Annotated in this window: 18 protein-coding genes and 1 pseudogene; 11 read left to right on the top strand and 8 right to left on the bottom strand. The window is 63.6% G+C overall.

Annotated elements, in window-relative coordinates; genetic code table 11:
- Positions 1-191: pseudogene (locus EN824_RS23215) on the top strand (integrase); the annotation flags it as partial.
- A gap of 113 nt (positions 192-304) precedes the next feature.
- Here the strand turns inward: EN824_RS23215 and EN824_RS23210 are convergent.
- The 4 genes from EN824_RS23210 to EN824_RS23195 all read right to left on the bottom strand — a co-directional run bounded on the left by EN824_RS23210 (position 305) and on the right by EN824_RS23195 (position 4,682).
- On the bottom strand, positions 305-1,570 hold the full coding sequence (locus EN824_RS23210; RefSeq protein WP_135932734.1) for a glycerate kinase: 1,266 nt from the start codon (positions 1,568-1,570) through the stop codon (positions 305-307).
- Positions 1,567-2,070, bottom strand: a complete 504-nt coding sequence (locus tag EN824_RS23205) for a heme-degrading domain-containing protein (protein WP_135882803.1) — start codon at positions 2,068-2,070, stop codon at positions 1,567-1,569. The genes EN824_RS23210 and EN824_RS23205 overlap by 4 nt, the downstream gene beginning before the upstream one ends.
- Positions 2,071-2,148: 78 nt before the next feature.
- Positions 2,149-3,462 carry a guanine deaminase gene (gene guaD, locus EN824_RS23200; RefSeq protein ID WP_135932733.1) on the bottom strand — a complete coding sequence of 438 codons (1,314 nt, stop codon included), beginning with the start codon at positions 3,460-3,462 and terminating at the stop codon, positions 2,149-2,151.
- Positions 3,463-3,464: 2 nt separating this feature from the next.
- Positions 3,465-4,682, bottom strand: a complete 1,218-nt coding sequence (locus tag EN824_RS23195) for a urate hydroxylase PuuD (protein WP_135932732.1) — start codon at positions 4,680-4,682, stop codon at positions 3,465-3,467.
- A gap of 136 nt (positions 4,683-4,818) precedes the next feature.
- Between EN824_RS23195 and EN824_RS23190 the strand changes: the two genes are divergently transcribed.
- The 3 genes from EN824_RS23190 to EN824_RS23180 all read left to right on the top strand — a co-directional run bounded on the left by EN824_RS23190 (position 4,819) and on the right by EN824_RS23180 (position 8,354).
- Positions 4,819-5,739 (top strand): LysR family transcriptional regulator, encoded by a 921-nt coding sequence (locus tag EN824_RS23190; RefSeq protein ID WP_127872927.1) that lies wholly within the window; start codon positions 4,819-4,821, stop codon positions 5,737-5,739.
- Positions 5,740-6,117: 378 nt separating this feature from the next.
- Positions 6,118-7,113, top strand: coding sequence for an LLM class flavin-dependent oxidoreductase (locus EN824_RS23185; protein ID WP_135932731.1), 996 nt, complete (start codon positions 6,118-6,120; stop codon positions 7,111-7,113).
- Positions 7,110-8,354 (top strand): LLM class flavin-dependent oxidoreductase, encoded by a 1,245-nt coding sequence (locus EN824_RS23180; protein ID WP_135932730.1) that lies wholly within the window; start codon positions 7,110-7,112, stop codon positions 8,352-8,354. Before EN824_RS23185 ends, EN824_RS23180 begins: the two co-directional genes overlap by 4 nt.
- On the opposite strand, the gene xdhC is transcribed toward EN824_RS23180, so the two are convergent.
- The 4 genes from xdhC to uraH form a co-directional block, all read right to left on the bottom strand.
- Positions 8,351-9,385, bottom strand: coding sequence for a xanthine dehydrogenase accessory protein XdhC (gene xdhC / locus EN824_RS23175; RefSeq protein WP_135932729.1), 1,035 nt, complete (start codon positions 9,383-9,385; stop codon positions 8,351-8,353). The two genes, EN824_RS23180 and xdhC, sit on opposite strands and share 4 nt — an antisense overlap.
- Before the next feature lie 61 nt (positions 9,386-9,446).
- Complete coding sequence (gene xdhB / locus EN824_RS23170; protein WP_135932728.1) at positions 9,447-11,810, bottom strand: xanthine dehydrogenase molybdopterin binding subunit; 2,364 nt, start codon at positions 11,808-11,810, stop codon at positions 9,447-9,449.
- The gene (gene xdhA / locus EN824_RS23165) at positions 11,810-13,291 is read right to left on the bottom strand and encodes a xanthine dehydrogenase small subunit (protein WP_135862461.1); all 1,482 of its coding nucleotides are present in this window, start codon (positions 13,289-13,291) and stop codon (positions 11,810-11,812) included. The genes xdhB and xdhA overlap by 1 nt, the downstream gene beginning before the upstream one ends.
- Positions 13,292-13,294: 3 nt before the next feature.
- Positions 13,295-13,669 (bottom strand): hydroxyisourate hydrolase, encoded by a 375-nt coding sequence (gene uraH, locus EN824_RS23160; RefSeq protein WP_127275736.1) that lies wholly within the window; start codon positions 13,667-13,669, stop codon positions 13,295-13,297.
- A gap of 203 nt (positions 13,670-13,872) precedes the next feature.
- Between uraH and puuE the strand changes: the two genes are divergently transcribed.
- The 7 genes from puuE to EN824_RS23125 all read left to right on the top strand — a co-directional run bounded on the left by puuE (position 13,873) and on the right by EN824_RS23125 (position 22,048).
- Positions 13,873-15,291 carry an allantoinase PuuE gene (gene puuE / locus EN824_RS23155; RefSeq protein WP_127872921.1) on the top strand — a complete coding sequence of 473 codons (1,419 nt, stop codon included), beginning with the start codon at positions 13,873-13,875 and terminating at the stop codon, positions 15,289-15,291.
- Positions 15,292-15,301: 10 nt separating this feature from the next.
- Positions 15,302-16,162: a bifunctional allantoicase/(S)-ureidoglycine aminohydrolase gene (locus tag EN824_RS23150; RefSeq protein WP_135862463.1), complete on the top strand. Its 861-nt coding sequence runs from the start codon at positions 15,302-15,304 to the stop codon at positions 16,160-16,162.
- Positions 16,159-16,671 (top strand): ureidoglycolate lyase, encoded by a 513-nt coding sequence (locus tag EN824_RS23145; RefSeq protein WP_135862465.1) that lies wholly within the window; start codon positions 16,159-16,161, stop codon positions 16,669-16,671. The genes EN824_RS23150 and EN824_RS23145 overlap by 4 nt, the downstream gene beginning before the upstream one ends.
- On the top strand, positions 16,668-17,261 hold the full coding sequence (locus EN824_RS23140; protein ID WP_135862467.1) for a nucleoside deaminase: 594 nt from the start codon (positions 16,668-16,670) through the stop codon (positions 17,259-17,261). The genes EN824_RS23145 and EN824_RS23140 overlap by 4 nt, the downstream gene beginning before the upstream one ends.
- Positions 17,262-17,345: 84 nt before the next feature.
- Positions 17,346-19,331, top strand: a complete 1,986-nt coding sequence (locus tag EN824_RS23135; protein WP_135862469.1) for a CocE/NonD family hydrolase — start codon at positions 17,346-17,348, stop codon at positions 19,329-19,331.
- A gap of 154 nt (positions 19,332-19,485) precedes the next feature.
- A complete protein-coding gene (locus EN824_RS23130; RefSeq protein WP_127275730.1) occupies positions 19,486-21,072 on the top strand; it encodes an ABC transporter substrate-binding protein in 1,587 nt (528 codons plus the stop codon).
- A gap of 16 nt (positions 21,073-21,088) precedes the next feature.
- Positions 21,089-22,048: an ABC transporter permease gene (locus tag EN824_RS23125; RefSeq protein ID WP_135862471.1), complete on the top strand. Its 960-nt coding sequence runs from the start codon at positions 21,089-21,091 to the stop codon at positions 22,046-22,048.
- Position 22,049: the final 1 nt, after the last annotated feature.

Raw genomic sequence — 22,049 nt, 5'->3', positions numbered from 1 at the left:
GGAATGGCGGCTTCGTCTATGTCTCGCAATCACTGGCCGGCGAAGCCGTCGCGGCCACCGAAGCCGAGGACGGCCAATGGGCACTTACCTTCCATGATTATCCGCTTGGCATCATCGACACCAGACGTATGAAGCTCGTCCGCCGCAGCGCCGCGCCAACCAAACCGCTTGGCGCTGCGGCGGATGCATAGGGGGAGAACTGTTACCTATGTATCCGGTTCAATCTGTTACCCATCTATCGGCTGGACACCGGCAGGCGGATGAGGGGCAGCGCTTGCGTTTGGGAGAGGGGACGCACCAGCCTTTAACGGACGAGAATTGCCCTGAGATCATTGACGTTCGTGCCGGTCGGGCCGGGCACGAAGAGATCGCCGACGGCATTGAAGGCCGTCCAGGCATTGTTGCCGGCCAGCATTGCCTTGGCATCCACACCCGCCGCCCGCATGCGCGAAACGGTTGAGCCGTCGGCGAAGGCGCCGGCATTGTTTTCGGAGCCATCGATGCCGTCAGTATCCGCGGCAAAGGCGTGAATACCCTCCACGCCATTGATGCCGATGGCGAAGGCGAGCAGGAATTCCGAATTGCGGCCACCTTTGCCCTTTGCCCGCAAAGTCACGGTGGTCTCACCACCCGAAAGGATCAGCACCGGCTTTTGGAAGGGCCGATTACGCGTCGCCACTTCGCGGGCGATTGCCGCATGGACGCCGCCGACCTCGCGTGCTTCGCCTTCGATGGCGTCGGAGAGGATGAAGGCTTCGACGCCTTGCCGCCTCGCTTCAGCCGCCGCCGCTTCCAGCGACACACCGGCCGAGGCAATCAGGTGCACCTCGTTGCGCGCAAAGCGCTGATCGTCGGGATCTGGTGCGTCGGCCGCCGGCGACCGAATGTGCGCCATGACCGCGTCCGGCAGTTTCATGCCATAGGCGGATATCGACGCCAGCGCGTCTTCACGGCTGCCAGTGTCGGGAACGGTCGGGCCGGACGCCACCAGGGCCGGATTGTCGCCGGGGATGTCGGAGACAACCAGCGACACCACCTTGGCCGGCCATGCGGCAGCGGCCAGCCGGCCACCCTTGATGGCGGAGAGATGCTTGCGGATGGTGTTCATCGCCGCGATCGGCGCGCCGGAAGCAAGCAGCGCCTCGTTGACGGCAATTTCGTCGGCCAGCGTCAGGCCGGCGGCCGGAGACGGCAGCAGGGCCGAACCGCCGCCGGAAATCAGCGCCACGACCAGGTCGTCCGCTGTCAGCCCTTGCACTTTCTCCAGCAGCCGCCGCGAGGCCTCGAGCCCGGCGGCGTCCGGCACCGGATGCGCGGCCTCGATGATCTCGATGCGCTCGCATCTGGCGCCATAGCCGTAGCGGGTGACGACCAGCCCTTCGATCAGGCCGTCCCAGACCTTCTCGAAGGCCGCCGCCATCTGTGCCGAGCCTTTGCCGGCGCCGATGACGATGGTGCGGCCCCTGGGTCTGGCCGGCAAATGGTCGCGGATGGTGCGCTCCGGATCGGCGGCGGCGACGGCGGCATTGAAGATCGAGGTAAGAAAAACCTTGGGATCGGGCACGGTCATTCGGGGTCCGCGGACAACGCCAGCTTGCGCCTGTCTATGCCCAGGTGATCGCACAGCGCATCGACCACCACGCCATGATCCTGGCGCTCCGGCAGGCCAGACACCGCGATCACGCCGATGACACCGGCACCCTTGACCGCGACCGGGAAGCCGCCGCCGGCCAGCACGTAGTCCGCAATATCCAGCCCCTCGCCGATCTTGAAGGTGCGGTCGGGACGCTGCTGCTCCAGAACCAGACGGTAGGTGCTTTTGAGGTAGCGCTTAACGACATTGATCTTGCGCCGCGCCCAGTCGGGATTGGATGCATTCGACCCCGGCATGGCGGCATAGAAGAGCGGCCGGTCGAAAGTCCTGATGTCGACGATGACGGGCAGGTTCTCAGCCAGCGCGCGGTCACGGATCGCCGAACCGAGCTTGAAGGCGACGGCCTCGTCGAAGGCCGTGAAGACAAGGGTCTCTTCCTGTTTCTTGATCAGAGCGATGTCGTCAGCAACGGTCATATGTCGTTCCCCTGTCAACTTCGCCGCACGCTTTGACCGATGGCTGCCGCCGGGTCAAGCAGGCAACACACCGCAGCGCTAAATTGCGATGTCGCTCTTGGCCGCCCGCCCCGCGACATAGACCTCGCGCACGGCTCGATCATCGCCCAGCGTCTGCAGCAGGAACAGTTCCTGCGCCAGCGTCTCGACCGTTTCCATCCTGAGCCGCATGGCCGGCGTTGCCCTCGCATCGAGCACGACGATGTCGGCATCGGTGCCTTCCTCCAGCGTGCCGATCTTCTCGACGACAGATAGCGCCTCGGCATTGCCGCGCGTGATCTGCCAGAAGGACTGGAAAGGGTTGAGCTTCTCGCCGTTCAGCGCGATCACCTTGTAGCCTTCGTCCATGGTGCGAAGCATCGAATAGTTGGTGCCGCCGCCGACATCGGTGGCGGCCGCTACGCGCAACGGCTTGTCGCGGCGGCGAAAGCGCTGATAGTCGAACAGGCCCGAGCCGAGGAACAAGTTAGAGGTCGGGCAGAACACCGCCACCGAACCGCTATCAGCCAGAGCGTCCGCCTCACGTTCCCCGAGATGGATGCAGTGGCCGAAAAGGCTCTTTTTGCCCAGCAGCCCATAGTGCTCGTAAATGTCGGTGTAGTCGCGCGACCAGGGATAAAGCTGTTGCGTGAAGGCGATCTCTGCGTGGTTTTCCGACAGATGCGTCTGCATGTGCAGGTCGGGATGTTCGCGGCAGAGCGCGCCGGCCATCTCCATCTGCTCCGGTGACGAGGTGATGGCGAAGCGCGGCGTGATGGCATAGTGCTGCCGCCCTTTGCCGTGCCACTCCTTGATCAGCGCCTTGGTGTCGTCATATCCGGATTTCGGCGTGTCGAGCACGCCTTCGGGCGCATTACGGTCCATCATCACCTTGCCGGCGATGTTGAGCATGTCGCGCGCGTGCGACTCGGCGAAGAAGGCTTCCGCCGAGGCCTTGTGCACCGAACAGTAGGCGGCAACCGTCGTTGTGCCGTGGCGCACCGTTTCATCAAGAAACAGCCGCGCGATGCGGCGGCCATGCTGCGCGTTGGCGAATTTTGTTTCCTCGGGAAAGGTGTAGGTGTTCAGCCAGTCGAGCAGTTCGGCGCCATAGGAGGCGATGACCTGCATCTGCGGGAAATGCACATGCGTATCGATAAAACCCGGCAGCAGCAGATGCGGCCGATGGTCGATCTTTTTGACGCCCTCGCCGGCCTGTTTCTCGACATCGGCATAGGCGCCTGATGCAACGATCCTGCCATCGCTTATCAGCAGGCCGCCATCCTCCTCGTAGCGCCAGGCTGAGTGGTCGTCGATGGTTTGCGGCCAGCGCACGAAGGACAGGGTGCGGCCGCGCAGAAGTGTCGAGGTCATGCTTATTTCCCCGCGCCTTCGAACCAGGCGACCAGCAGCGCCCGTTCCTTGTCGGTGATCTGGCTAACATTAGCCGGCGGCATGGCGTGGCTGCGGCCGGCCTGCAGATAGATCTCGCGGGCATGGTCGGCGATGCCGGCGTCGGTGTCGAGCATCACGCCCTTGGGCGCATGATAGATGCCTTCATAGACCGGCTCGGCCGCATGGCACATTGAACAGCGGCCGAGAACGGTGTCGCGCACCGCCGGGAAATGCGCCGAGGCGATATAGACCTGCGCCGAGGCGGACACCTTCGGTTCACCGGTCAGCACCTTCGGCACGGTCGACAGCCAGATGATGATGATGAACAGGACAAGGGCGCCGAGCCACGTCCAGTGCGGGTTGCCGGCACGCTTGTGCACGGTGTTGAAATAGTGGCGGATGAGGACGCCGATGATGAACACCAGCGAGGCGATGACCCAGTTGAACTCAGTCCCGAATGCCAGCGGATAGTGGTTCGACAGCATCAGGAACAGTACCGGCAGCGTCAAATAATTGTTGTGGAGCGAGCGCTGCTTGGCGATCTTGCCGTATTTCGGATCAGGCTTGCGGCCGGCGATGAGGTCGGCGACGACGATCTTCTGGTTGGGAATGATGACCATGAAGACATTGGCCGACATGATCGTCGCGGTGATCGCGCCCAGATGCAGGAAGGCGGCGCGGCCGGTGAACAGGTGCGTCAGCCCCCAGGCGATGAAGACCAGCACGCAATAGAGCACCAGCATCAGGCCGGTGTCGCTTTTGCCAAGCGGCGAGCGGCACAGGAGATCATAGACCACCCAGCCGACGCCGATCGTGGCCATCGACAACAGAATGCCCACCGGCGCCGACATCGGCAGCACATTGGGATCGATCAGGAACAGATCGGCTCCGGCGTAATAGACCACGCACAGCATGGCGAAGCCGGACAGCCAGGTGGCATAGGATTCCCATTTGAACCAGGTCAGGTGCTCGGGCATCTCGGCCGGCGCCACCAGGTATTTCTGGATGTGGTAGAAGCCGCCGCCATGCACCTGCCATTCCTCGCCGAAGGCGCCGACCGGCATGCCGGGCCGCTGGCGCAGGCCAAGATCGAGCGCGACGAAGTAGAAGGACGAGCCGATCCAGGCGATGCCGGTAACGACGTGCAGCCAGCGCACGGCGAAGCTCAGCCAGTCCCAGAAAATCGCGAAATCCATCATTGAAATCGTCCCTGCCGATCCGATGACTTTACGGTGTGGGGCGCAAACGAAAAGAGGCGAGGTGTACGATGACTTTCAAAAAAAAATGGAAAATACTAGGTTGATCACCGCAAACCGGTGAAGGGTGCCGATCCGCATGGCCTATCTCGACAACATCGCCGTCTTTGTCCGCGTCGTCGAGCTCGGCAATCTGTCGGCGGCCGGCCGCGACATGCGCATTTCGCCGGCGGTCGCCTCCAACCGCATCAAGGAACTGGAGAAGCATCTCGGCGTGCGGCTGTTCAACCGCACCACCCGGCAATTGATGCCGACCGAGCACGGCACTGTTTTCTATTCCGGCGCCAAGCAGGTGCTGGAGGCGATCACCGAGGCGGAAGCGGCCGTCTCGGCGCTGTCCGGCCAGCCGCGTGGCACCATCCGCGTCACCGCACCGCTCGGCCTCGGGCGCCGGCTGGTGGCGTCGGGCATTCCCGATTTTCACGACAAATACCCTGACGTCGAGGTGCGGCTGAGGCTCTCGGACCACAATGTCGACATCATGAAGGAAGGCATCGACGTCGCCTTCCGGTTAGGGATCATCGAGGATTCCAGCCTCAGGATGCGCGGCATCATGGAATGCGAGCGCGTGCTGGTCGCCGCACCCAAATATCTGGAAGCGCGCGGCGAGCCGACGGAGCCGCAGGAGCTGATCGGCAGGAAGCATGACTGCCTGATGCTGCGCTATTCCGGCGCGCGCGAATATGTCTGGACCTTGCAAACGCCCACCGGCCCGCAGAAATTCGAGGTGCATGGGCCCTATGACACCGATGATGGCGACGTGCTGACCGGCTGGGCGCTGTCGGGGCGCGGCATCATCAACAAACCGCGCTTCGAGGTCGAGCCGTTCATCCGCGACCAGCGGCTGAAAGTGATCCTGACCAGCACCCCGCCAACGCCGGTGCAGTTCGCCGCCGTCTATCCGCACAAGAAGCTGCAGGATCCCAAGGTGCGGCTATTGCTCGACTTCATGGCCGAGCGTTGCCAAAGGCTGATCAAGGACATTCTGGCGGGCAAGTGAGGGGCGGTCGCGTTGCTACGGGATCGGCCGAAGGCCCGCGACTTCGTCATCCACGGGCGGAGCGACGCGAAGCGGAGCGCAGACCCGAGGATCCATTCCGTGACTTTCGCCGTAAAGTGCAACGGAGCAGAATTCTGCACCGTGGCAGCGCCTTGACGCCGCGGCATGGATCCTCGGGTCTGCGCGACGCCGCTTCGCGGCTGCTCCGCCCGTGGATGACGACGCGGCGGATGTTTCAGCTAATTTTCGAGGTGTTTGAGAGCCAGCCGAAACGTGACTTCTGGCCGGCACATGGCCGGCGGTTGGCCCAGCGCCAGCGGTTGCCATTGGGGCATGCGGCGAACATAGTTCCCGCATGCCTTCCCCCAGGAACCATCCATGACCGACGGCGCCACAACGCATCTCGCCGCTTCGCTCAATATTGCCCTCGCAACCGGGCAAGCGCTCACTTTCAGCGATCTGGCCGGCTTCGCCCGGGAGGCCGAGGCGGCGGGGCTGGACATGATCATCCTCGACGACTCCGCGCCGCATGGCGCCGCGCCGAGCAGTCCGTTCGAGGCGACCACTCTCATCGCCGCGCTGGCGACCGTGACCGAAAAGATCGGTCTCGTCGCCAGCGCCTCGACGATCGCTCACCAGCCCTACAATCTCGCGCGCCGCTTTGCCTCGCTCGACATGATCAGCCATGGCCGCGCGGGCTGGAACGCGACGCTGGCGCAGACACCGCGAGAGGCCGCCAATTTCAGCCGGCCCGACGGGTTTTCAGCCGATGATTTTCGCCGCCGCTCGGAGGAATATATCGGCATCGTTCAAGGGCTCTGGCAGGGCTGGGACGCGGACGCGCTGCTGTTCGACAGGGACGGCGGCCGCTTCCATGATCCGCAAGGAATGCACCCGCTCGACCACAAGGGCGAGTTCTTCTCCGTGCGCGGGCCGCTGAATGTCGCGCGGTCGCCGCAGGACGCGCCGGTGCTGGTGCTGTCCGATCTCACCGAAGGCGACCTCGACTTTGCCGCCCGCACCGCCGATGTCGTTCTGCTGGACGAACGGGCGGCGGCAGAAGACAAGGCGTGTCATGGTGATTTGAAGCGCCGGGTTTCCGCCTGTGGGCGCGAGCCGGATGCGGTGAAGATACTGGCTGATATCTCGCTCACCGCTGACGGCGTCAGCGGGCTGGCCGACAGGCTGGAAGAAAAATCCTTCTCTAAGAGCTGCGACGGCTTCAACATCCGCTTGCCGGCGCAGCTTTCGGTGTTCGACGATTTGATCGATCGTGTTCTTCCGGAGTTGCGGCGGTGCGGGCTGCTTCGAGAAAACCATCCCGGCACCACCTTGCGCTCGCATCTCGGCCTTGCCGGCGGAGGTGACCAATGACCGCGCAAATGAAGCTCGGCGCCTTCCTGTGGGCGACGGGCCATCACATCGCCGCCTGGCGCCATCCGAAGGCGCATGTGAAAGCTGGCATCGACATCGATCACTACATGGCGCTGGCGCGCACGGCTGAAGCGGCGAAGTTCGACATGATCTTCTGCGAGGACGCCGCCGGCCTGCGCGAGGCCAATGTCGACATTGCCAGCCAGACGTCGCGCTCGATCGGCTTCGAGCCGATCAGCCTGCTTTCGGCGCTGGCTGTCCAGACCAGCCGCATCGGCCTCGTTTCCACCGCGTCGACCAGCTACAACGAGCCTTACGGCCTGGCGCGGACCTTCCTGTCACTCGATCACCTGAGCGGCGGCCGGGCCGGCTGGAACCTGGTGACCTCGGCCAGTCAGATCGAAGCCGCCAATTTCGGCGCAGCCGGCCTCAAGCCTCATGCCGACCGCTATGAGCGGGCGCGCGAGTTCGCCGAGGCGGTGACAGGGTTGTGGCGCGGCAAGGCAGGCCATGACGGACAGAGTTTTTCGGTCCGCGATCCGCTCGATCTGCCGCGCTCGCCGCAAGGCGCGCCTGTCATGGTCCAGGCCGGCGCTTCCGACGTCGGCCGCGACCTCGCCGCCCGCACCGCCGACGTGGTGTTCACTGCGGCACAGACCTTCGAGGAGGCGAAGGCCTTTTATGACGACCTCAAGGGGCGCATGGCGGCGTATGGGCGTGAACCCGATGACATCAAGATCATGCCCGGTGTCTCGCCCGTGGTGGCGGAGACCGAAGCCGAGGCCCGCGAAAAATTCGAGGAATTGCAGGAACTGATCCCCGACGACGTCGGCGTGGCCCTGCTGTCCAGCTATCTCAGCATCTCCGACCTCTGGCGCCATCCGCTCGACGGTCCTCTGCCCGAATTGCCCGAGAGCGAAGGCATGAAAAGCCGGCAGGCCCTGGTCGTCGAGCAATCGCGCCGCGATGGCCTTTCCATTCGCCAGCTAGCGCGGCATTTTGCCAGCGCGCGCGGCCACTGGCGTATGGTGGGAACCGCTGCCCAGATCGCGGACGAGTTGCAGGCGCGGTTCGAAGGCGGTGCCGCCGACGGTTTCAACGTCATGCCGTCTTATTTTCCCGGCGAACTCGATGCCTTTGCCACGCTGGTCGTGCCGGAACTGCAGCGGCGCGGCCTGTTCCGCAAAGCGTATGAAGGCGCCACGCTGCGCGCGCATCTGGGCCTCAGGCGACCGAGCTAGCCGGCGGTCACCCTGTCATGCGGAGCGTGATGCTCTGCGTTCGAAGCCGCATTGTGGATGACCAGCGCCGTCATGATCTCGGCGGCGGCGAGCGCGGCAATAACCGGCGGACGCTTGTCCTTGACGGCGTCGCCGCCGATCGGCGAGACGAGGCGGGCGAATTCGGTCTCCGTGCCGTCGGCCGATTTCAGGAACCAGTTCCTGAAGGTCGCTTTCTTGGTCTTCGAACCGATCATGCCGACATAGGCCGCGTCGTCGCGTTTCAGCGCTTCGGCGACGATCAGGAAATCGAGTGCGTGGTCATGCGTGAGGACGGCGAAGGCGGTGCCGGCCGGGGCGTTGCGCAGCTCAGCCTCGGGCATCGGCGTCAGCCGCGTCTCGACGGTTTCCGGCATGCCTTCCAATGCCTCGGCGCGTGTCTCGATGACGACGCCATGCACGGGAAGAAGTGCGATCGCCGACGCGAGCGCCTGGCCGACATGACCGCCGCCGAAGATATAGACATGCGGCAGATGGGCTTCCTCCGATTCAGCGTGCGCCATCAGCTTTTCCTCGATTGTGCCGTCGACCAAGCGGATCAACACCTTGACCCGACCCCCGCAGCACTGGCCGATTTCCGGCCCGAGCGGAACGTCGAGCGTGACGCCATCTTCGTCAGCGTCGCGCTGCCCCTCACCCTTACCCTCTCCCCGTAAGGACGGGGAGAGGGGGTCGCCGGCGTTACGGCCGCTTCCCTTCTCCCCGTCACTATACGGGGAGAAGGTGCCGGCAGGCGGATGAGGGGCGGCGCCGACATCGGCAAACTCGCTGAAAGATGCGGAGCGCAAAGAGCCCAGCATCTGCCGCGCCTTATCGATCGCCATATATTCGAGCTGACCGCCGCCAATGGTGCCGAAAATCGCCGATGCCGAGACAAGCATGAACGCACCGGCCTCGCGCGGCGTCGAACCCTTTGCCGCCGCAACTTCGACAAGCGCGACCCGACCGGCATGGTCGAGAAACACTTTCAGCTCTTGAACCTTCGAGTTCATCGCCTGCACTTCCATCCAGGAAATATAGTATTTTTCGGCGCGATTTGCACGTTTTGGCGCCTCAGGAAGGCTCTGAAGCCTCCCGCTTCAGCCGCTCGATCGCCATCAGCACGCGTTCGGGTGTCGCCGGCGCGTCGAGACGCGGGCAGATCTTGTGGTCGGCGACGCTGGCCACTGCGTCCGACAGCGCGTGCAGCACCGCCATGCCATGCGGCAGCGGCGGTTCGCCGACCGCCTTGGAGCGATGGATGGTCGGCTCATAGGCCTGCGACCAGTCGGTCAGCGCCACGTTGAAGATCTTCGGTCGGTCCGACGCCAGCGGAATCTTGTAGGTCGACGGCGCGTGCGTGCGCAGCCGGCCCTTGTCGTCCCACCACAGTTCCTCCGTCGTCAGCCAGCCCATGCCCTGGATGAAGCCGCCCTCGACCTGGCCGAGGTCGATGGCCCGGTTCAGCGAACGGCCGCAGTCGTGCAGGATATCGGCGCGCTCGACGACATATTCGCCAGTCAGCGTGTCGACCGACACTTCGGCGCAGGCCGCGCCATAGGCGTAGTAATAGAAGGCGTGGCCCTGGCCCTTGCTGCGATCCCAGTGGATCTTCGGCGTCTTGTAGAAGCCGGCGGCCGAGAGCTGCACACGTGCGATATAGGCCTGCTTGACCAGATCGTTGAAGCTGACCTCCTGGTTGCCGACGCGCACGCGGTTGGGCAGGAACACCACCTGGTCAACCGGCACCTGGTACTTCTCGGCGGCGAAGTCGGTCAGCCGCTGGCGGATCTGGCGCGCTGCGTTCTGCGCCGCCATGCCATTGAGGTCGGCGCCCGAGGACGCAGCCGTCGGCGCGGTGTTGGGCACCTTGGCGGTGGTGGTGGCGGTGATCTTCACGCGATCGAGGTCGATCTGGAACTCCTCCGCCACGACTTGCGCCACCTTGAGATGCAGGCCCTGCCCCATTTCGGTGCCGCCATGGTTCATGTGCACCGAACCATCGGGATAGACATGCACCAGCGCGCCGGCCTGGTTGGCCTCGGTCTTGGTGAAGGAGATGCCGAACTTGACCGGCGTCAGCGCCAGGCCGCGCTTGACGAAGCGGCTGTTGGCGTTGAATGCGGAAATCTCGCGACGGCGGCGCGCATAGTTGGCGCTGTCTTCCAGTTCCGCCACGATGCGCTGGATGATGCAGTCCTCGACCTTCTGGTGATAAGGGGTGACGTTGCGGCCGCCGATCGCTTCCATCGGATCGTAGAAATTCAGCTTGCGGATTTCGAGCGAATCCTTGCCGACCGCGAAGGCGACCTCGTCGATGACACGCTCGGCGCCGACCATGCCTTGCGGGCCGCCGAAGCCGCGGAACGCGGTGTTGGAGACGGTGTTGGTGTAGAGCGGCGCGGACTTGGCCAGCACCGCGGGATAGAAATAGGCGTTGTCGCAGTGGAACAGCGCACGGTCGCCGACCGGGCCGGACAGGTCGGCGGAGAAGCCGCAGCGCAAGGCGTAAGTGAAATCGACGCCGAGAATATTGCCCTCGTCGTCGAAGCCGACCTCGTAGTCTATGGCGAAATCGTGCCGCTTGCCGGTGGCGGTCATGTCCTCGTCGCGGTCGAGCCGGATCTTGACCGCCCGCTTCAGCCTCTTGGCGGCGATCGCGGCGATCGCGGCGCACTGGTTGGCCTGCGTTTCCTTGCCGCCGAAGCCGCCGCCCATGCGGCGCACTTCCACCGTCACCGCGTTACTCGGCACGCCAAGCGTGTGGGCGACCAGATGCTGCGTCTCGCTCGGCCCCTGGGTCGAACAATAGACGGTGACCTCGTCGTCCTCGCCGGGGATGGCGAGAGACACCTGGCCTTCGAGGTAGAAATGGTCCTGGCCGCCAAGCCACATCCGGTTCTTGATGCGGCGGGGCGCTGCCTTGATTGCCGCAGCCGCATCGCCGCGCCGCAAGATCAGCGGCGTGGTCACCTGCTTGTCCTTCGCCGGATCAAGGTCCCAGATGTCGATCACGGCGGGAAGCTCGTCATATTCGATCCTGGCCAGGCGCGCGGCGCGCCGGGCTGCCTCGCGCGTCTCGGCAATCACCGCGAAGATCGGCTGGCCGAAGAACTGCACCTTGCCTTCCGCCAGAACCGGATCGTCATGCATGTTGCTGGGCGAGACATCGTTCTCACCCGGCACGTCGGCATAAGTCAGCACGTCGACGACACCAGGGGCCGCGCGCACCGCCGAGAGGTCGACGCTTTTCAGAACGCCATGCGCCACCTTGGACAGGCCAAGGCCGGCATGCAGGGTGCCGGCCGGCTCCGGCATGTCGTCGATATAGACGGCGCCGCCGCTGACATGCTTGTGGGCGGAATCATGCCGCTGGTCGGTAGCGACGCCGCCGACGATCTTCTCGGCCTTGAGGTTTGATGGTGCGTGCTTGTTCATCAGGCCGCCTCGCTGCGTGATACCTGGAACGGCGCTTTCGTTCCGGTCGTCTCGACGTAAAAACGCAGCAAGAGGTTCTTTGCCGCCAGCGCTCGATATTCGGCGGTCGCGCGCATATCCGTGAGCGGCGTGAAATCCTTGGCGTATTCGGCCATCGCTGCCGCCACCGTCGCTTCACTCCAAATCTTGCCTATCAAAGCCCGTTCAACCGCCGACGCCCGCTTCGGCGTTGCCGCCATGCCGCCATAGGCGATGCGGATATCGGCCACCGTGCCGTCCTTGGCCAGAGCCAGACAGAAGGCACCCAAGGTCGCGGTGATGTCCTCGTCGCGGCGCTTGGTGACCTTGTAGACGGCGAATTTCACGTCCTTTGCCGGCACGGGCACGTGCACGGCCTCGACGAACTCGCCCGGCTGGCGATCCTGCTTGCCATAGGCAATGAAGAAGTCCTGCAACGGGATCGTGCGCCGCTTCTTGCCCTTGCGCAATGTCAGCCGTGCGCCGAGCACGATCAAGGGCGGCGGCGTGTCGCCGATCGGCGAGCCGTTGGCGACATTGCCGCCGATCGTGCCCATGTTGCGGACCTGTTCGCCGCCGATGCGGTCGAACAACGGCCCCAACGCAGGGATGCGTTTCGACAGCGTCGAAAAGGCTTCGGTGTAGGTCACGCCGGCGCCAATCGATATGACGCCGTTTTCTTCCGTGACGGCGCAAAGCCCCGGCAGATTGCCGATGAAGATCGCCGGCGAGATATCGCGCATGTGCTTGGTCACCCACAGGCCAACATCGGTCGAACCGGCGACGACCGTCGCGGTGGGTTCCTTCTCGAAGACAGAAGCGAAATCGTCGGCGTCGGCCGGCACGACCAGCCGCGTCCTGCCGGAGCCAATCTCGACCCTGGCGCCATCGCGCAACGACTGCAGCCGTGTCGTGATGTCCCGGCGCTCCGCCGCCAGCGGGTCCTTCGCCGCCTTGCCATAGCTCGATATGGCGTGCGCGGCGCGCATGATCGCTTCGTAGCCGGTGCAGCGGCAGAGATTGCCTTGCAAGGCTTTTTCGATGGCCGCGTCCGACGGGTCCGGCGACTTCATCCACAGGCCGTAGAGCGACATGACGAAACCCGGCGTGCAGAAGCCGCATTGCGAGCCATGGAAATCGACCATCGCCTGCTGCACAGGATGCAACCGGCCTGACACACCGCGCAGATGTTCGACCGTCACGACATGGGCGCCGTCGAGCGAGCCGAGGAAGCGGATGCAGGAATTGACGCTTTCATAGACCAATCCGGCGGCCGATAGCCTGCCGACCAGCACGGTGCAGGCGCCGCAATCGCCCTCGGCGCAGCCTTCCTTGGTGCCGCGCAGCGAACGATCGAGCCGCAGCCAGTCGAGCAAGGTCGCGTCGGGCGCCACGGATGACAGCGCGACATCCCTGCCATTCAGAATGAAGCGGATTTCGTTGCGGATATTGACCTTGGCCATGCCTCAGCTCCCCCTGTAGGTGGAATAGCCGTAGGGCGAGATCAGCAATGGTACATGATAGTGCACCGCCTCCGCCATGCCGAAGCGGATCGGCACGCTGTCGAGGAAGGCAGGCTCCGGCAGCTTCGTTCCCTGACCGCGCAGATAGTCGCCGGCCGCGAACACCAGTTCGTATTCGCCGGTGCGGAAGTCGGCGCCTGCCAGCAGCGGCGCGTCGCAGCGGCCGTCTGCATTGGTGACGACCGTCTTCAGAAGCGTGCGAGCAGCACCGTCGAGACGGTAGAGCGCGATCGACAATCCCGCCGCCGGCCTGCCGGTCGCGGTATCCAGGACATGGGTCGTCAGACGCCCGCCATCGGCTTTCGACGTTTCTGCCATTGGCCGCCTCCCATTTCCAGTACGAACAAATTGGCCGATATAATCGAGCACTGCTGATGAATTGTGCGCCAATTAAAGGCGATGCATAAGTCCCGGTCGAGCGGAGTGCGACAAAAACACTTTCAAAAATTTTGAGGGGAATGCGAGAAGCACCCTTTCGATATTCTGATCATACTTCCGGTGATGCCGGGCGCGGAGGGACGATGCGTTACACCAGGGACATGCGTGGCTACGGGGCCAATCCGCCAGATCCGAAATGGCCTGGCGGCGCGCATGTCGCCGTGCAGTTCGTCGTCAATTACGAGGAGGGCGGCGAGAACTGCGTGCTCCACGGCGACAAGGCTTCGGAAGCCTTCCTCTCGGAAATCGTCGGCGCGGCGCCCTGGGTGGGCCAGCGCCACTGGAACATGGAATCGATCTACGAGTATGGGGCGCGAGCCGGCTTCTGGCGGCTGCTGCGCCTGTTCGGCGAGGCGCAAGTGCCCGTGACCTGCTATGGCGTCGCCACGGCGCTCGCACGCTCCCCCGACCAGGTCACGGCGATGCAGGAAGCCGGCTGGGAAATCGCCTCGCACGGGTTGAGATGGATCGACTACCGCGACCACGACGCCGAGGACGAGCGCCGCGACCTCGAGGCGGCGATCAAGCTGCATTACGAGGTGACCGGCCAGCGCCCGACCGGCTGGTATACCGGCCGCACATCGGTCAACACGGTGCGCCTGGTGGCGGAAGAAGGCGGCTTCGACTACGTCTCGGACACCTATGACGACGAACTGCCCTACTGGTTCGAGCATAGCGGCGGCACGCAGCTCATCATCCCCTACACGCTCGATGCCAACGACATGCGCTTCGCCACGCCGCAAGGCTTCAATTCGGGCGACCAGTTCTTTGCCTATCTCAAGGATAGTTTCGACACGCTCTATGCCGAAGGCAAGGCAGGCAGGCCGCGCATGATGAATATCGGCCTGCATTGCCGCCTTGTCGGGCGGCCGGGCCGGGTGGCGGCGCTGAAGCGCTTCGTCGATTATGTCAAATCGCATGACAAGGTCTGGCTGGCGCGGCGCATCGACATCGCCAAGCACTGGCAGGAGAACCATCCCTACAAACCGGCCGCCCTGCGCCCGTCGAAGATGGAATTCGAGACGTTCGTTCACACCTTCGGCGCCGTGTTCGAACATTCGCCCTGGATTGCCGAACGGGCCCACGAGTTGGAGCTCGGTCCGGCACACGACACGGCGGGGGGCCTGCACAATGCGCTCTGCCGCATCTTCCGCGCCGCCAGCGAAACCGAACGGCTCGGCGTGCTCAACGCCCATCCCGACCTCGCCGGCAAACTGGCCAAGGCCAGGCGGCTGACGGCGGAATCCACCCGGGAACAGGCTTCCGCCGGCCTCGACGCGCTGACCGACAAGGAACGCGAACTGTTCTCCAAGCTCAACGCCGCCTACGTCACCACCTTCGGCTTCCCCTTCATCATCGCGGTGAAAGGCAAGACAAAGGAGGAAATCCTCGCCGAATTCGAAGCCCGTATCGGCAACGGCCGCGGCGTCGAATTCGAAACCGCCTGCAAACAGGTCGAGCGCATTGCGCTGCTGCGCCTCAAGGACATGCTTCCACAATAGGTTTAAACCCATGGATACGATCAGGATGCCCGAGCGAACCTATTATGCCCCACAGGGGGGCCATCCCGGCCAGAACGAGCTTTTGACCGGGCGCGCCGTCTTCACCGAGGCCTATGCGGTCATCCCCAAAGGCGTGATGCAGGACATCGTGACCAGCCCGCTGCCGTTCTGGGACAAGACCAGGGCTTGGATCATCGCAAGGCCGCTGTCGGGCTTTGCCGAGACGTTTTCTCAGTACATCGTCGAGGTTCTGCCGGGCGGCGGCAGCGACCGGCCGGAACCTGACTCCGGCGCCGAAGGCGTGCTGTTCGTGGTCGAGGGGGAACTCACCGTATCGCTCGCCGGCAAAAAGCATGTGCTTGCCGCCGGTGGCTTTGCCTTCCTGCCGCCGGCAAGCGGCTGGACGGTGCGCAACGAGAGCAGCGCTGCCGTGCGCTTCCACTGGATCCGCAAGGCCTATGAGGTGGTCGACGGCCTGGACGCGCCGGAAGCCTTCTTCAGCAGCGACCAGCAGGTGGCGCCGACGCCGATGGCCGGCACCGAGGGCCGCTGGGCGACGACGCGTTTCGTCGATCCGGACGACATGCGCCACGACATGCACGTCACCATCGTCACGCTCGAGGCGGGCGCGGTCATTCCCTTCGCCGAAACCCATGTCATGGAACATGGGCTCTACGTGCTCGAAGGCAAGGCGGTCTACCGGCTGAACCAGGACTGGGTCGAGGTCGAGGCCGGCGACTTCATGTGGCTGCGCGCCTTCTGCCCGCAGGCCTGCTATGCCGGCGGCCCCGGAAAATTCCGCTATCTGCTCTACAAGGACGTCAACCGGCACGCCAAGCTCGGCGGCTATCTCGGGGGCCGCGCGCGGTGAGCCGCATCGTCGCGCAGCCGCTGAGCCGCGAAAACTTCGCGCCCTTCGGCGACGTCATCGATATGGGCGGCGACAACCGCTACCCAATCAATGGCGGCAAGGCGATCCGCTATCATGATCTCGCCACCGCCGAGGCCGCTGGGCCGAATGCGCGCGTGCTGATCTCGATGGTGCGCGGCACACCCTATGAAATGCCGCTGAAGCTGACCATGGTCGAGCGCCATCCGCTCGGCAGCCAGGCTTTCATCCCGCTGTCGCCACGGCCGTTTCTGGTCGTCGTCTGCCACGATACCAAGGACGGGCCGGGCGAACCGCATGGCTTCATCGCCGCGCCCGGACAGGGCATCAACTACAAGCGCAATCTCTGGCACGGTGTGCTGACGCCGATCGGCGAGGAACAGGATTTCCTCATCGTCGATCGCGGCGGCGATGGCTCCAACCTCGAAGAGTTTCACTTCTCGCACCCTTACGAAATCCACCTTCCCAGAAAGCCCGAGATTTCATCATGACCGACATTTCGCTGATCGACCGCCTGCTCGACGTGATCGAGCACGACATCGTGCCGAAGACGGCAGAAGGCGTCGCCCATGGCAACAAGCTGTTCGGCGCGGCGATCCTGCGCAAGGACGACCGGTCGCTGGTGCTGGCCGAGACCAACAACGAGATGGAAAACCCGCTCTGGCATGGCGAGGTGCATTGCCTGAAGCGTTTTTACGAGATGCCCAGAGCCGAACGCGTCGACACGAAAGAGGCCATCTTCATTGCCACGCATGAGCCGTGCTCGCTCTGCCTGTCGGCGATCACCTGGACCGGTTTCGACAATTTCTACTATTTGTTCAGCCACGAGGACTCGCGCGACAGTTTTGCCATCCCGCATGATCTCAAAATTCTGAAAGAGGTCTTCACTCTCGACCCTGGCGGCTACAATGCCGAGAACGCCTATTGGAAAAGCTTTTCGATCCGTCGGCTGGTGCGGGCCCTCCCCGAGGCCGAGCGCGCGAGGCTGGAGACGCGGATCGGCAGGATTTCCGCACGCTATGACGAACTGTCCGACGCCTATCAGGCGAACAAGGCCGCAAACGACATTCCGCTGAGTTGATGGTATGAGACAAGTCGCATATTTCGCTGCTCCAGTCGCGAATGGCGATTGAAAGTTTTCGTGCCGCGGAGCGTTATGCCTGCCATGAAAACCATCACCGAATTTCCCCGTAAGGTCGTCGAATTTCCCGACATGGGTATCGTCATGCCCGATGGCTGCCGGTTGTCGGCGCGGGTGTGGATGCCGGAGGATGCGGGCGACGATCCGGTACCTGTCATCCTTGAGCATCTGCCCTACCGCAAGCGCGACGGAACGATCTTTCGTGATCAGCTTACCCATCCCTATTTCGCCGGCCACGGCTACGCCTCGATCCGCGTCGACATGCGCGGCAATGGCGATTCCGAAGGGCTGATGGACGACGAATATTCCGAGCAGGAACTGCAGGACGCCTGCGATGTCATCGCCTGGGCGGCGGCGCAGCCCTGGTGCAACGGCAATGTCGGCATGATGGGCATCTCTTGGGGCGGCTTCAACTGCCTGCAGGTGGCGGCCAAACAGCCGCCGGCGCTCAAGGCGGTTATCAGCCTGTGCTCGACCGTCGACCGCTATGCCGACGACATCCACTACAAGGGCGGCTGCCTTTTGAACGAGAATTTCGGCTGGGCCTCGACCATGCTGTCCTATTCGTCGCGGCCACCGGATCCGCTGATTGCCGGCGACAACCGCTGGCGCGATCTGTGGCTGAGACGGCTGGAGAACCAGTCCTTCCTTTTGCCGCTCTGGCTCAGCCACCAGCATCGCGACGCCTACTGGAAACGCGGTTCGATCTGCGAGGATTTTTCCGCAATCAAAGCCGCAGTGCTGTCGATCGGCGGCTGGCATGACGGCTACCGCAACACGATCTCGCACCTCGTCACCAACATCGAGGCACCGGTCAAGGGCATCGTTGGACCGTGGATACACAAATACCCGCACTATGCGGGCCCCAAGCCGGCCATCGGCTTCCTGCAGGAAGCGCTGCGCTGGTGGGACCACTGGCTGAAGGGCGCCGAGACCGGCGTCGAGGCCGATCCCGACTATCGCGCCTATGTGATGGACAGCGTGCGCCCCGCTCGCTGGCATCCGGAGCGGCCCGGCCGCTGGATAGCCGAGCAGGAATGGCCGTCGTCCAACATAACGATTGAAACGATCGAACTCGTTTCCGCTGATGCAGGACCTTCCATCGTCGCTTCGCCGCAGACCTGCGGGCTTGCCGGCGGCGAATACTTTCCCTTCACCTTCGGCCCGGAATTGCCTGGTGACCAGCGCCCTGACGACGGGCTGTCGGCGTGTTTCGACCAGCCTGAGCTCACCAAGCCGATCGAGATCGTCGGCGCGCCGGAGCTTGAGATCCAGTTTGCCTCCGATCGGCCCCAGGCCAACATCGCGGTCCGGCTTTGCGACGTGCATCCCGACGGCGCCTCGGAACTTATCTCCTATGGCGTGCTCAATCTGACGCACCGCAAGTCGCATGAATTCCCCGAGGCGCTGGTCCCAGGGGAGACGGTTTCGGCGCGTGTCGTGCTCGATCAATGTGCCTACCGCGTGCCGGCCGGGCATCGTTTGCGCGTCGCCGTTTCGACCGCCTACTGGCCTGCCATCTGGCCCTCGCCGGAGCCGGTACGGCTGACCTTGTCGGCGGCCTCGCTATCAGTGCCGCTGCGCCTGCTCGCAACAGGCGACGAAGTCGTCTTCGGCGAACCGGAAGGCGCCACGCCCTGGGCGACCGAGACGGTTCGACCCGCCAAGTCCGAACGCCATGTCGACCGCGACGAAAAGACGGGAATCGTCACGCTTTCCATTGCGGATGATTTCGGCGAGGTGCGTGATCTCGACCACGGCCTTGTCAACGGCAGCATCGCCCGCGAAACCTGGACCATCCATCCTGACGATCCTCTGTCAGCCTCCGGGAAAACACATTGGACGCAGACCCTGTCGCGAAATGGATGGTCGGTCCGTACCGAGACATGGGCGCAGATGCGGTCGGATGCGCAAAACTTCATCGTCAGCGCCAGAATCGAGGCCTACGAAGGCGAAAACCTCGTCTTCGAGCGCGATTTCGACGAAAGGGTCCCGCGCGCGCTGGTCTGAGTGCTGAAACCGTTGGTCCAAATGCGACGTGCGATTTACGCCACGGCATGTCGCATTCGGTCTTGCTTACCGCTTTCCCTTGCGGTCATTATTCCCCTCACAAGAAGCAAGAAAATCGACCAGAGAGTCGAACCAACAGAGTGAGGAACTCAAAATGTCGAATGAACTCGAATTCCTTAGCCGGCGCGTTGCAGCAGGCAAGCTGAGCCGTCGTGATTTTCTCGGCCGGGCGGCAGCGCTCGGCATCGCCGCACCCTTCGCCAACTCGCTGCTTTCAAGCGCGGCGCGGGCGGCCGGTCCGGTCAAGGGCGGCACGCTGAAGGCCGGCCTGGTCGGCGGTGAATCCACCAACAGTCTCGATCCGGCCCTGTTCATGACCCAGGTGCCGTTCGCCTTCGGCAAGTGCTGGGGCGAAATGATCGTCGAGCTGTCGCCCGACGGCAAGCTCGAGAACCGCATCGCCGAGGAGATCGGCTCGTCCAAGGACGCCAAGACCTGGACGCTGAAGATCCGCGACGGCGTCGAATTCCACAACGGCAAGAAAGTGACCGCCGAGGACGTCGCCGCGACGCTCGAGCGCCATTCGGACGAGAAATCGAAATCCGGCGCGCTCGGCTACATGAAGGGCATCGATACCATCAAGGCCAGCGGCAAGGAAGTGGTGCTGACGCTGAAGGAGGCCAATGCCGACCTTCCCTACCTGCTCAGCGACTATCACCTGATCGTCCAGCCGAACGGCGGCAAGGACAAGGCCGACGCCGGCATCTCGGCCGGACCCTATAAGGTCACCACCAACGAGCCCGGCGTGCGCCATGGCGGCGAGCGCTTCGCCAATTACTGGCAGAGCGACAAGATGGGTCATGCCGACCAGATCGAGATCATCGTCATCAACGATGCGACTGCGCGCACGGCGGCCCTGCAGGGTGGCCAGGTCAACATGATCAACCGCGTCGAGCCGAAGATCGTCGACCTGATCAAGCGCGTGCCTGGTGTAACCATCCGCAACCATGCGGGTCCGGGCCATTACGTGTTCATCATGCATTGCAACACGGCGCCGTTCGACAACAACGACCTCAGGATGGCGCTGAAGCTGGCGATCGACCGCGAGGAGATGCTGAACAAGGTGCTGCGCGGCTATGGCTCGCTCGGCAACGACTTCCCGATCAACGCGTCCTATCCGCTTTTCACCGAGATCGAGCAGCGCAAATACGATCCCGACAAGGCCAAATTCCACTACAAGAAGTCCGGTCATGACGGCGCCGTGCTGCTCAGGACCTCGGACGTCGCCTTCCCGGGCGCTGTCGATGCGTCCCAGCTCTTCCAGCAGAGCGCGGCCAAGGCCGGCATCAAGATCGAGCTCAAGCGCGAGCCCGGCGACGGCTACTGGAACGAGGTCTGGAACAAGCAGCCCTTCTGCGCTTCCTATTGGGGCGGCCGCTCGACGCAGGACCAGATGTACTCGACCGCCTACCTGTCGACCGCCGACTGGAACGACACGCGTTTCAAGCGCCCGGATTTCGACAAGATGGTGCTGGCGGCGCGCGCCGAACTCGACGAGGCCAAGCGCAAGCAGATGTACCACGATATGGCGGTCATGGTGCGCGACGAAGGCGGTCTGATCCTGCCGATGTTCAACCAGTTCATCGACGCCACCGGCGCCAAGGTCGATGGCTGGGTGGACGACCCGCATCAGGAGCTGATGAACGGCTACGCCCTGGCGAAGTGCTGGCTGCAGGCCTGAGTCCGGCTTTGCGGATATGTCTTCACCCATCCTGAAACTAATCGCCCAGCGCATCGCGCTGGGCATCCTCCTTTTGTTGGCCATTTCGGTCCTGATCTTTGCCGGCACGCAAATCCTGCCCGGCGACGTCGCGCAAGCCATTCTGGGACAATCGGCGACACCGGAGTCGCTCGCCAATCTGCGCGAGCAGCTTGGACTGAACGACCCCGCCTATATCAGGTACTTCCATTGGCTCGGCGGCGTCTTGACCGGGGACCTCGGCACGGCGATGTCGAGCGGGCAGGATATCGCAACCTCAATCAAGGGCCGGCTGTGGAACACGCTGTTCCTCGCCTTCTGGGCGGCGATCGTGGCCGTGCCGCTGGCAATCATCCTTGGGCTGATCGCGGTGCGCTATCGCAATGGCTGGGTCGACAAGCTGATCTCCGGACTGGCGCTTGCCTCGACCTCGTTCCCGGAATTCTTCATCGGCTATCTCCTGGTCTATTTTCTCGCGGTGAAATGGCAGATCTTTCCCGCCATCTCGACTGTCTATGACGGCATGCCTTTCGGCGAACGCATGCAGGCCATCGCGCTGCCGGCCACGGCGCTGACGCTGGTAGTGCTCGCGCACATGATGCGCATGACGCGTGCGGCGATCCTCAACGTCATGCAGTCGGCTTATGTCGAAACGGCGGAACTCAAAGGGCTTTCAGCCTTCTCCGTCATCCGCAGGCACGCCTTCCCGAATGCCATCGCGCCGATCATCAATGTCGTCATGCTGAACCTCGCCTATCTCATCGTCGGCGTTGTCGTGGTCGAGGTGATCTTCGTCTATCCCGGCATGGGACAGTATCTGGTCGACCACGTCACCAAGCGCGACGTGCCGGTGGTGCAGGCGGTCGGCCTGATCTTCGCCGCCGTCTACATCAGCCTCAACATCATCGCGGACATTTCGGCGATCGTCGCCAATCCGCGTCTCAGACATCCAAAGTGAG

The sequence above is a fragment of the Mesorhizobium sp. M8A.F.Ca.ET.181.01.1.1 genome (assembly GCF_004792025.1).
Classification (GTDB): Bacteria; Pseudomonadota; Alphaproteobacteria; order Rhizobiales; family Rhizobiaceae; genus Mesorhizobium.
The sequence above is the reverse complement of the archived record's forward strand: the minus strand, read 5'-3'. Positions and strand labels throughout refer to the sequence as shown.

What these genes read in the sequence shown, in the direction of transcription:
- EN824_RS23210 (WP_135932734.1), bottom strand. Translation starts at nt 1,570, where the DNA reads ATGACCGTGCCCGATCCCAAGGTTTTTCTTACCTCGATCTTCAATGCC.
- EN824_RS23205 (WP_135882803.1), bottom strand. Translation starts at nt 2,070, where the DNA reads ATGACCGTTGCTGACGACATCGCTCTGATCAAGAAACAGGAAGAGACC.
- guaD (WP_135932733.1), bottom strand. Translation starts at nt 3,462, where the DNA reads ATGACCTCGACACTTCTGCGCGGCCGCACCCTGTCCTTCGTGCGCTGG.
- EN824_RS23195 (WP_135932732.1), bottom strand. Translation starts at nt 4,682, where the DNA reads ATGATGGATTTCGCGATTTTCTGGGACTGGCTGAGCTTCGCCGTGCGC.
- EN824_RS23190 (WP_127872927.1), top strand. Translation starts at nt 4,819, where the DNA reads ATGGCCTATCTCGACAACATCGCCGTCTTTGTCCGCGTCGTCGAGCTC.
- EN824_RS23185 (WP_135932731.1), top strand. Translation starts at nt 6,118, where the DNA reads ATGACCGACGGCGCCACAACGCATCTCGCCGCTTCGCTCAATATTGCC.
- EN824_RS23180 (WP_135932730.1), top strand. Translation starts at nt 7,110, where the DNA reads ATGACCGCGCAAATGAAGCTCGGCGCCTTCCTGTGGGCGACGGGCCAT.
- xdhC (WP_135932729.1), bottom strand. Translation starts at nt 9,385, where the DNA reads ATGAACTCGAAGGTTCAAGAGCTGAAAGTGTTTCTCGACCATGCCGGT.
- xdhB (WP_135932728.1), bottom strand. Translation starts at nt 11,810, where the DNA reads ATGAACAAGCACGCACCATCAAACCTCAAGGCCGAGAAGATCGTCGGC.
- xdhA (WP_135862461.1), bottom strand. Translation starts at nt 13,291, where the DNA reads ATGGCCAAGGTCAATATCCGCAACGAAATCCGCTTCATTCTGAATGGC.
- uraH (WP_127275736.1), bottom strand. Translation starts at nt 13,669, where the DNA reads ATGGCAGAAACGTCGAAAGCCGATGGCGGGCGTCTGACGACCCATGTC.
- puuE (WP_127872921.1), top strand. Translation starts at nt 13,873, where the DNA reads ATGCGTTACACCAGGGACATGCGTGGCTACGGGGCCAATCCGCCAGAT.
- EN824_RS23150 (WP_135862463.1), top strand. Translation starts at nt 15,302, where the DNA reads ATGGATACGATCAGGATGCCCGAGCGAACCTATTATGCCCCACAGGGG.
- EN824_RS23140 (WP_135862467.1), top strand. Translation starts at nt 16,668, where the DNA reads ATGACCGACATTTCGCTGATCGACCGCCTGCTCGACGTGATCGAGCAC.
- EN824_RS23135 (WP_135862469.1), top strand. Translation starts at nt 17,346, where the DNA reads ATGAAAACCATCACCGAATTTCCCCGTAAGGTCGTCGAATTTCCCGAC.
- EN824_RS23130 (WP_127275730.1), top strand. Translation starts at nt 19,486, where the DNA reads ATGTCGAATGAACTCGAATTCCTTAGCCGGCGCGTTGCAGCAGGCAAG.
- EN824_RS23125 (WP_135862471.1), top strand. Translation starts at nt 21,089, where the DNA reads ATGTCTTCACCCATCCTGAAACTAATCGCCCAGCGCATCGCGCTGGGC.